At 30.9% G+C, this 10,225-nt stretch carries 13 protein-coding genes; 5 read left to right on the top strand and 8 right to left on the bottom strand.

Annotation, left to right across the window (positions count from 1 at the left end; all coding sequences use genetic code 11):
* Positions 1-91: 91 nt before the first annotated feature.
* Positions 92-646: a hypothetical protein gene (locus E5167_RS05610; RefSeq protein WP_136841869.1), complete on the top strand. Its 555-nt coding sequence runs from the start codon at positions 92-94 to the stop codon at positions 644-646.
* 218 nt (positions 647-864) lie between these two features.
* Here E5167_RS05610 and E5167_RS05605 read toward each other — a convergent pair whose 3' ends face one another.
* From E5167_RS05605 to E5167_RS15385, 3 genes are all read right to left on the bottom strand, one after another.
* Entirely contained in the window at positions 865-1,314 is a 450-nt protein-coding gene (locus E5167_RS05605) for a JAB domain-containing protein (protein WP_136841867.1), read from the bottom strand.
* A gap of 70 nt (positions 1,315-1,384) precedes the next feature.
* Positions 1,385-1,744, bottom strand: coding sequence for a single-stranded DNA-binding protein (locus E5167_RS05600; RefSeq protein WP_136841865.1), 360 nt, complete (start codon positions 1,742-1,744; stop codon positions 1,385-1,387).
* Positions 1,745-1,782: 38 nt separating this feature from the next.
* Complete coding sequence (locus E5167_RS15385) at positions 1,783-1,947, bottom strand: hypothetical protein (protein WP_169301386.1); 165 nt, start codon at positions 1,945-1,947, stop codon at positions 1,783-1,785.
* Positions 1,948-2,304: 357 nt separating this feature from the next.
* Between E5167_RS15385 and E5167_RS05595 the strand changes: the two genes are divergently transcribed.
* Genes E5167_RS05595 through E5167_RS05585 form a run of 3 tightly spaced genes read left to right on the top strand, consistent with a single transcriptional unit; the run spans position 2,305 to position 3,811 of the window.
* Positions 2,305-2,523 (top strand): type II toxin-antitoxin system Y4mF family antitoxin, encoded by a 219-nt coding sequence (locus E5167_RS05595; protein ID WP_136841863.1) that lies wholly within the window; start codon positions 2,305-2,307, stop codon positions 2,521-2,523.
* A 6-nt stretch (positions 2,524-2,529) separates the two neighbouring features.
* Positions 2,530-2,865 (top strand): HipA N-terminal domain-containing protein, encoded by a 336-nt coding sequence (locus E5167_RS05590; RefSeq protein ID WP_136841861.1) that lies wholly within the window; start codon positions 2,530-2,532, stop codon positions 2,863-2,865.
* A 34-nt stretch (positions 2,866-2,899) separates the two neighbouring features.
* Positions 2,900-3,811, top strand: a complete 912-nt coding sequence (locus tag E5167_RS05585; protein WP_317130367.1) for a HipA domain-containing protein — start codon at positions 2,900-2,902, stop codon at positions 3,809-3,811.
* An 808-nt stretch (positions 3,812-4,619) separates the two neighbouring features.
* Here the strand turns inward: E5167_RS05585 and E5167_RS05580 are convergent.
* From E5167_RS05580 to E5167_RS05560, 5 genes are all read right to left on the bottom strand, one after another.
* Positions 4,620-5,240 (bottom strand): porin family protein, encoded by a 621-nt coding sequence (locus tag E5167_RS05580; RefSeq protein WP_136841857.1) that lies wholly within the window; start codon positions 5,238-5,240, stop codon positions 4,620-4,622.
* Positions 5,241-5,437: 197 nt separating this feature from the next.
* Positions 5,438-5,665 (bottom strand): hypothetical protein, encoded by a 228-nt coding sequence (locus E5167_RS05575; protein WP_169301385.1) that lies wholly within the window; start codon positions 5,663-5,665, stop codon positions 5,438-5,440.
* Between the two features lie 27 nt (positions 5,666-5,692).
* A complete protein-coding gene (locus tag E5167_RS05570) occupies positions 5,693-6,049 on the bottom strand; it encodes an RDD family protein (RefSeq protein ID WP_169301384.1) in 357 nt (118 codons plus the stop codon).
* A gap of 149 nt (positions 6,050-6,198) precedes the next feature.
* Positions 6,199-6,900 (bottom strand): toll/interleukin-1 receptor domain-containing protein, encoded by a 702-nt coding sequence (locus tag E5167_RS05565; protein ID WP_136841853.1) that lies wholly within the window; start codon positions 6,898-6,900, stop codon positions 6,199-6,201.
* A 215-nt stretch (positions 6,901-7,115) separates the two neighbouring features.
* A complete protein-coding gene (locus E5167_RS05560) occupies positions 7,116-8,927 on the bottom strand; it encodes an AAA family ATPase (RefSeq protein WP_136841851.1) in 1,812 nt (603 codons plus the stop codon).
* Between the two features lie 400 nt (positions 8,928-9,327).
* Here E5167_RS05560 and E5167_RS05555 point away from each other — a divergent pair, with 400 nt between their 5' ends.
* Entirely contained in the window at positions 9,328-10,053 is a 726-nt protein-coding gene (locus E5167_RS05555; RefSeq protein ID WP_136841849.1) for a LytR/AlgR family response regulator transcription factor, read from the top strand.
* Positions 10,054-10,225: the final 172 nt, after the last annotated feature.

The raw sequence follows: 10,225 nt of genomic DNA, 5'->3' as shown, positions 1-10,225 counted from the left end.
AACAACGCGCATAAAACATAGCTGGGATAGGTCTAATTAAACTATTTGTCTTATTTTTAAGGCAAATACCGAGTCTGAAAATAGCGGTTATATGACCGCTAAATTTCATGCTCGTAACCGTTGTGCAACATATGAGAACAGAATGAGAATTTTAATTTACACCATTTTATTTTTGACTTTTAATCAGTCCTTTTCTCAAATAACTTTGGATTATAAAAAAGTTTTGGCGGAATTAGAAAACTCGTCGGAATCTTTAAATACAACTCTGATTTTGCCAAATTCTGACTTTTATATCGGAATAACTAAAGACGTAATTGTCGAAAATCCCGAATTGAATTCTTGTATTGATATTGCAACGGACGAAAAGAAAAACGGACAAATTATCGGAATATTAAAAAAGCATAATTTATTGGACAAATTATATGTTGAAATCGAAAATGAATACTCTGATTTAAGCTCTGACCAAATATTCAAACCAACTGAAACCGAATTATATATGGAATTGTTTTTTAAAACAAATGATTTCGGAATTATGAGTTGTTTCGTTCCTATTTTCAAAAAAAAGAAAGCCAAAGAACTGATTTGCGATTTGGACAAAATATTTGATTATAAATACTGTTTTAAAAAAATGAAACGAAAAATATAAATACGTTGCACAACAAAGTATAAAAAATAATGCTTAAATTTATTTCTTAATCAAAAGGTTAGTGCGCATTTGGTCTCTCTGATTTTCCTGCGGAAAATCCTCGGACACAAAATCGCACTATTCTTATACACAACCGTTGACCCAATTAAAAAAAACCTCGAACATAGATGAACATTACTGAATTAAGAGAGTCCCAAACCGATTTTGAACAGATAAGATTATAAAATGCCCTCATCGGAAAAACTATAGTATTCACCACTGGGAACAACTATGATATGGTCTAATACTTTTACATCAAAAAATGCTGCAGCATTTTTAATTTTTTCCGTGAGTTGTTTATCTGCTTCGCTTGGTATTAGTTTTCCACTGGGATGGCAATGCGAGAGAATTACACCAACCGAGAGCGTCTTTAAAACAACTGCAAATAATATGCGAATATCAACTAATGTTCCTGTAATTCCACCTGTGGATAATTGATAAATTCCTTTAATTTTATTAGAATTATTTAATAACAACACTTTAAAGGTTTCTTGTAAACCGATGGTATTTTGGTCCCAAGTTTCAAAAAGTAGTTTCCCGGCATCTTTTGAAGATCTAATAGCCAGTGATTGTGACACCGCCTTTTTCTCTTTATAACTCACTTGTATTTCATTAACTTTATACTTCATAACTATTAGCTTAAGCGTTAATATGATAGAGAGGGCACAACCACGGTAAGTTACACCCTCTCTTTTTTACTTAATCACCACCTATGGTGTTATCCTTATTTGGCCCCAATAATAGGATTTCAATAACCACCACTTCAGTAACATATCGCTTGGCTCCCTCTTTATTTTCATAGGAACGGGAAACTAATTTACCTTCGACTGCTATTTCTTTGCCTTTTACAACATACTTTTCAATGACATCGGCTGTCTTACCCCAAGCAACTATATTATGCCAGTTAGTATCTGTTTGCCTTTCGCCTTTTGAATTTTTGTAACTCTCATTAGTTGCTAATGATAACCGCACTACTTTTTTACCACTTTCAAGGATTGTAATGATTGGTTCTTGTCCAACATTTCCAATTAACTGTACTTTGTTTTTTAATGTACTCATGATTAAAATTTTTAGATTAATAATTATTTAAAACTGATTTACTTATTATATCCAGAAGCGTTTTTCTTTTTTCCACCATAGGTGGTTTTGTTAACTTTAGCTCCACTTCCATTTTGGATATTTTGTAATGATTTCATTATTCTATATTTTGAATTACTTCCCATAGAGCCTTCAGCTGTTATCTTTTTTTGATGCTTACACAATTTTCAATATTTAGAATTAATCAAGGGCTTATAAAAGGGTGAGTGAGTTTACACCCATCGTAGGCCAAGGAAACCCGGTTATGCAGCCCGATTAACTTCTAAATGTTGGTGTTTTGCTGTCAAAAAAAGAGGTAAAACAGTGATTGGCAGGGAAGTGAATAATAAAATGATGAGAAATTTTTAAATAGCATGAAGTGGCACTAAATGTATTTATCGAGTTCTAAATAAACAGAACAAATAATGAATGTAATCCATTTATTATATCTAAAAGCATATAATCATATTATAAAAACACAAAATATACGTAATTACATATAATTCACTATATTTGACCTAAATTATACTTAAAAGCATATAATGAAAGAATTATCTAAATTCGTAAAAGCCCGTAGAAAAGAAGTAGATCTCACTCAAAAAGAGTTTGCAGAAAAAGCTGGTGTTGCCTTAACAGTTATTAGAAAGATTGAACAAGGTAAGACGAACTTAAATATGGAAAAGGTTAATCTGGTATTACGTATGTTTGGGCATGAACTAGCAGCTGTTAGCACCAAAGAATTAAAAAAACAGAAACTATAATAGCTTATGAGAAGTGCTACGATATTATATAATAACACACTAGCAGGGATACTTACTGAAACTGACGATGGTGAATATGAATTTAGGTATGACAATGATTATATAAAAAATCATCCAGAACAGTTCATAACATTTACTATGCCTGTTAGAGAAGAAGTATATAAAGACAAAAGGTTATTTCCTTTTTTTGAAGGATTAATTCCAGAGGGATGGTTACTTAATATCGCCACAAAAAACTGGAAAATAAATCAAAATGATCGTATGGGCTTATTATTAGTCTGCTGCGAGAATTGCATAGGAGCAGTAAGTGTGAAACAAATAGTAAAAAGTGATGAAGAATAAATGCTTGTATTGTTACGAAGATTTAAAAGATGAGTTGGACTTCCACCAAGCTTGTAGTTTGTCATTTTTTGGAAGCAAGGAAGCTCCGAAATTAGAATATTCATTAGATCAAATGTCCGAACTGGGCAAAGATGTCATAGAACGCAGCGTTGCAGTTCCTGGAGTACAACCTAAATTGTCGATGACCCTCATTAATAAAAAAAGAGATAACAATGGTTTTAGGTTAACAGTAGTTGGCGCATTAGGTGGAAATTATATTTTTAAACCACCTTCAACCGACTATCCAGAAATGCCACAAAATGAACATTTGACCATGCGCATTGCCGAATCTTTTGGAATTAAAACAGTTCCCTCTAGTTTAATTAGATTACAATCTGGGGAATTATCATATATCACAAAACGAATAGATAGAACTGAGGACGGACAGAAGATTCATATGTTAGATATGTTCCAAATCACAGAGGCCTTTGACAAATATAAGAGCTCAATGGAAAAAATTGGAAAGGCCTTAGAAAATTATTCAGATAATACACTATTAGATAAAATCTTCTTCTTTGAATTAACCCTATTTAGTTTTTTAACTGGCAACAATGATATGCATTTAAAAAACTTTTCAATGATTAGATCTACTTCCGGATGGTTGTTAGCCCCTGCTTATGACTTGCTTAATGTTGCGATTGTAAACCCAGATGACAAAGAAGAGCTAGCACTTACAATTGAAGGTAAAAAAAGTAAATTAAAATATGTTCATTTTGAAACTTTAGGAAAAGGCTTAGGATTAACGAAGAAACAAATCAGTGGTGTTTTCGACCGATCTTATAAAAAGAAAGAAAATGCTATTAAATGGGTAACCAATTCTTTTCTCTCCCGAGAAATGAAAGCTAAGTATATAACTATACTTAATGAACGCTATGAGAGAATTTATAACACAGAAAACAAGAACTAAGTCGGTAATGTCCTATTAATGAAAGTAAACTTGCAGGACACAAATATATTAGTAGTACTGAAACTTATGTATCAAAGGGCTTACAACCACATAACAGAATACAATTATTTTTTTCATACTTTATTTGGGGTTTAACTCTTTTATATATGTGATAATTCTAAAAAAAGTTGACATTAATTTATAAAATTTAATCAGTAACACAGTCCTTACAAGACTAGTGGTGAACTATTGTATTGCTTTTAAAGCATTAAGAGAATAGTTGTTTTATTTTGAAGGCAAAACAAAATTGACTAGTAGAGTTTGTACGGATTAAAAAAAGCTTCACTTTTCTGTGAAGCTTTACTTGTAGCGGTAACTAGATTAACTTCGCTATCGCTCGTTGGGTCTCAAAGGTAAACTTCTCGTCCTATTGAATTCTTATTAATCTTTAGGCATAAAAAAGAGCTAACATTACTGTTAACTCTTTGCTTAGTAGAGCATACAGATAAAATATCGAACTTAATAATTAGAGATTTAGAAGCATTTAAAGAAATTAATAGCCAATAATATAATTAAAGAATACTCATTTTTTTACTTCATCTAAGTAATTTTTATAGACTATATAAATTCTTTAGAATGATTTTCACTTTTTAAGTTCTCAGAATCATTTCTTACACTCGGTATTGATGGTATTTATATTTTATTTTCAAAGTAGTCTTTCCAATACTTTGCGTTAGAAATGATATTTTCAGTATGGTTGTGTCTATCATTCATAAATCTGTCAAGTACGTTTTATACTTTAAGTTTTGCGACAACTTTTTCGGGGTATCTACAAACTAAATAAAGCTCCAATATTGAAACTACTTCTACCATTTCTAATTGTATCTCCAGAATTTTCTTCAAATACATCTGAAAATCCTGATTGACCATCATATTCTATAAATAACTTAATGCTGTCATCTATTTCAAATTTATACCCAATACCAAAGGCAAAACCAAAGTCTGTACTTTTAAATCCCTCTTTGACATCCATACCTAACTCTGAATCTTTCGCATTCATTAAAAAACCTACATATGGTCCAAAATTTAAATACCAATTTCTATTTGAACCAAAATGCCAATTAGCCATTATAGGAAGGGTTGCATAATTTAGTTCAAAATCTGTTGTAACAGTATTGAAGTTTTCATCTGTAATGAAACCATCTGCCCATCCTTTGCTATCATAAATTAATTTTGCTTTCAAACCCCATCTATCTGAAAAATAATATTCTCCAGACACACCTGCATTAAATGAAATTCTAGAAGATGCATTATTTTGCCCATCTATTGTTGATACATTTGCTAAATTTAACCCCAATCCAAGTCCTAACTCAAAATCTCCATTATCTTGAGCATAAGAAGTTAATATTCCGAAAATTGTAAGGGCTGTAATAAATAATTGTTTTTTCATAATGATAATTTGTTAATATATTTTAAATGTTAATGTGTTTGTTTTTATTCTGATTGGATTAAAATTAATTAGCTCATATTCTATTGATTAATAGATTGTGATTATTATTTTTTTAAATAAGTTATATTCATACCCAATATTCACAAACCAGCAAGAATTGCTAATTGAAAATTCTTGCCAGTTGTGTTTATACAAAATTACTTTTGTGGCTTATAAATTGCACCAGTTGCAAAATCAACAATAGCACCTGGCCAAAAAAGGAGAATATCAGCAATCAAAGCCCCGACTCTAACTTGTCTTTGTTGTTCTCCTGCCATAGGCTTTGTTTTTTGATGTGCGGTAACTTTTCCTCCGAAAACCGTTGCGCAACTTGACATCATTACTGTTATTAGTCCAATTGCAATTACTTTTTTCATTTTTTTCATTAAATAAAATTTAGGTTAATAATTAATTTATATATTTTTTAATTTTGTTTTTGATAAAATATCGTGAATTCCGTTTGACTTGAATAGATAGGATAAAAAATCAATAGGGATTAGTCTAGATAACGTTCTTATAAAAATCCTAGAGAAACTTGGGCTTTTATTATCCTCAATATCTACAACTTTAGTTTTTGTTATCATTTTTCCTATTGTTTGACCAATAGTCAGCTCAAAAATAAAATAGTAGAAATAGTACATTAAAATCATAATGTACTTTAAGTCTTCTCTTTCAACATAATTTTTCAATAAAATAGAAGACAATGAAACAATAATAAAAAACACCATTGAGTCAATAAGAAAATTATATAATCTTGTTCTTTTATTCATAATATTACACTTAGTCTCGAATATGAGTAATTGCATGGTTCAATACTAACTTTGCTAATACGCACCAAGCTGAAAATCCTCTCGGATTTTCAGAAGTAAGCGAGAACAAGCAATTACCTATAACCATTTGTTAGTGGTAGCTTTTATTTCTATACAGTGATTAATTCAGCTAATTTCTTTGCAATATTTCCCATTGTTTCTTCTTGTGTATCTAATCCATTTCTTGATCCTAACAATGGACTTACATCTCTTAATTCATCATAAGTCGTATTATGTACAATAGGGACAAGCTGGTCTCTTGCAAGTAAAGCAGATAATTCTTTTTCGGCTACACCTTCATTTTGTACTCTTTTTAAGAAGTTAGGTGTTACTAAAACAATTCCAATTTTAGATTTTGCCAAACCTTTATCAATTTCACGAAGAAATGAAGTTCCTAATGGTATATCTTTTTCGCTGAACCATACAGATACACTGTTAGATATTAGCAAGTCATATAATTCCAATGCGGATTCTTTTCTGTCATCCCAAGCATGACAAAGAAAAATATCTTTTATATCTGGTTTCCCTGCTCTTTTTTCAACAACTCTTCTAACAGGAGTAAGTGTATTTATCTCTGCTGGAGTGTAATAAATTGATGAACCAGATTTTGACCATGAGGTTTTTTGAGTTCGCCCTTTTGAACTATTGTAATTTCCTAATGAAGATGGTCTTCTATCTAAAGAATAGTAGTTATCATATGATGGATATGAATAACTAGATCTATATCCACCATATCTATTTCTACACGCAGGACAATTCGCTGCACCACTTGCTGTTCGATGTCCATTTACTGGAGCTGTACATCTTGCCATTAATTTATTATTTTATTGTTAATGCTGTTTAGATTTTAATTTTTATTAATCATTTGTTTTCACACATAAATAACCACAAACTGACTAGTATAATAATAGTAGGGATTTATACACACTAATTTTTCAGTTAAACTTAGACTCATTTTTATACTTATTTACTTTCGGCTTAGTGATTAAACCACTATTATTTTTATACAATGTTGCAGCCATTACTTTTACGGAACTAAGCTTAAGAAGTCCATAAACATTTCTGTAAATTCAAATCTGTCAGCACCATTATCATCATATATTTCAACTTCTCGAATTTGTTCTGCCGTCATTTGAGTCCAATAAGTTTCAAGAATTAAGGATTTCTTTGTTGACTTTTCATTTGCTATAAGAACTTTCGCATCGCAGGTATCATTGATACTAAATGTGCTTCCTGCTGGCAAATTCAAACAATCCAAATGAACATAGTTCTCGGGTTCTCGTTTTCTTGTTAAATATGCCTTTATTCCGTTAGCTTGTAAATCTTTTATTTGGTCAATATTCTTTTGTTCTTCTGCTGTTCCCTTGTCCGAATCAAGCAGAATGCAATATGGAATATTAAATTGTTCTGCAAGTTGCAAAGTCCGCCAGTGTTTAAGATTACCACATCCGCCAATTGGAACTAAAGCAATTCTTTTATCTTCAAAAGTGTGTGTTAAGTGTCCATTAGATTTTAGTTGATGAGCTGTGTGACTTATGAATGCAACGTCACTTTTGCCTTCTAAAAGAAGCATTGCAGTAGCATTTTTCACAACTGGATTAGGCAGAACACCCAAGGTTGTCGCTATTTTTTCAAAAACTTCGTCAGTTCCTAATTCTACTATCCTATCATTTTCATTTTGCTCAACAAATCTTAAACTCTCTAAAGGCAAAAGTCCTGCTAATGCTGGTGTATGAGTAGTTAAAATAATTTGAGAATTTCCTGAGTTTGATAAATCCATAAATGCTTGGATAAGCATCTCTTGGTGGTCAGGATGTTGAGACGTTTCAGGTTCTTCAAATGCAAAGATAATTTGATTGCCTTGATGTTCGTTTCTAAGTCTCTCGGCTTCTGCTCTAAAGAAGTTTAATAGGATTAATCTTCTAATTCCACTTCCTCTCTTGTTTATAGGGATGTCGTCTTCTGATTTGATAGTTAATTTAAATTGACTGTCAAATTTTGGTTCAGTTTTGAATTCTGGAATTAATTCATTCGCCAAATCGGGCGACATTTCCTTTAGTTTTTCTAATGTCCGATTTGCTGTGTCAATAGCTTTATTCCTAACCTGGGTTTTAATATTTTCTATTTCATCATTTAATTCCAAGAGTGCCTGTCGGACAGCAATTTTCATTGGGTCAGCAACCTCTTTATCATCGTCCTTACTTTGTCGGTCGGATTGAAAAAGAGCATACAACGGCAAATAATTCTTTAGCGTATCATAAACTTTTTTAGTGTCCTCCTTATCAACGAGTAACTCTATTTCTTGAAGATTAAGCTCGCCTAAAGAATTCCAAATAGCTTCTCTTATGGATGAATTGACATTTCCATTGTAGTTTTCTTGTGGTATTCCTAAATCAGTTGCTCTCGTTTTAAGTTGAGCTCTTTTTAATGTGAGCAAATCATTGCCATTTTCTACGGTAGGATGATTGCAAACAATAAAAACCTTCTCTTTAGGATTTGCAGCGGTAGCTGCGTACACTTTCTTTATTTCTAATTTACCATTACCATTAAGAAGGTTTTCTGCCTGTAATGTTGTTGGATTTGCAGCGTCAATTACTATTTCATCTGGAAAATCAGAAAATATACAAGTGATTTGGATTTGATTGTTATCTGCTGTAATGTTTAGGTCTTCTCTTTCACATTTTACCAAAGTATTGTTGAAAAAAATTTCAAGAGCTTCTAAGACTGAGGATTTTCCGGCATCGTTTCTTCCAATAAAAGCTGTTAATTCCGAAATTGGTATTGTGGTTTCCGTTTGATATCCGCGGAAGTTTTTAATTTTTACTTCGTCAAGTTTCATTGGTCAGTTCGATTAGTTTTTGCATTGGCTACGACATATGAATAAAGACAATTGTCTTTATCTTCATTATTGTTATATAAAGTATATACAAATGAGATTTTAGCCTTATCTAATATCTCATTGAGTCCAACAATTAAACATACTTACTTCTTCCTCGAAGTCTATTTAACTGGTATATCTTTACATTTAATGATTAGTGCGAAATTTAGTGAACCTTTCATGTTACGCTTCACATTCAACAATACTAAAATCATGTCAAAAGCATACTTTTTATAAGTATTTTGTAAGTGTTTTCTTTTGTATATTTTAAAAACACCATGCAATTACCATAATAATACAATGCCGAAAGCATAGTAACCAATAAATAACTGTAATTAATTTAGCATTAAAAGCTAATGCCGTGATTAATTACCTTATCATAGATTCTAATGTCAGCTCTATTAATGAGATTAATAACGTCCTTCTTGACTTTATAGAATTCGATTGCATAGGGGAAATTGAAGATTACCACGAATCTATGGAAGTGATTTTAAAGGAAATGCCGCAATTGATTTTTATAAATATTGATATTATAAGTGACAATCCATTTAAGTTTATTAATGAAATAAAATCTTATATCGATGAGGATATTAGTTTTATTGCAATCTCAAAGTCAAAAGATATGGCCTATGATACTTTAAAGCATAATTTTTTTGACTATATACTAACACCTATTTTACCCTTAGACATAAGAAAAGCGGCTCTAAGATTAAAAAAAAAGTACTCACTTAAATCTAAAAAGAAATTATGTTTAAAATCGTATAAAGACTATCAATATATAAATACTGAAGACATTATTTTTTTAAAAGCCGATAATAATACCACTGATTTTCATTTAATTGATGGGAGAACTATAAGTGCTTTAAAAACACTAAAGATTTATGAAAATGTATTACCTGTTAACTTTTTAAGGGTGCATAAAAGCTATATTATAAACCAAAACTTTATTGATAGAGTTAATTACGGAAAATCGAAATTCTCATTTAAAAATGTTAATATACAGGTGCCTTTTACTACTTCTTACCAAGATAATATAGATACTTTAATGAAGTCCTTAACTCAACTTTCTATTCTAGGCTCAAATTAATAATCCTCTCAAAAAAGGAGGTTTCACTAACAGAAACACACTGTTCACTAAATCTCCTGACAAATAGTTTTTTAAAACATAAGGACTACCTAGTTTTACTCTAAGAATAAAACTTTACTTCTGAATATAAGATAATTACAATAATTATTTTGTATTACATATATGCGCGCAT

Origin of the sequence: Pontimicrobium aquaticum, assembly GCF_005047595.1 — a bacterium.
Lineage (GTDB): Bacteria > Bacteroidota > Bacteroidia > Flavobacteriales > Flavobacteriaceae > Pontimicrobium > Pontimicrobium aquaticum.
This window is presented reverse-complemented; position numbering and strand designations above follow the sequence as displayed.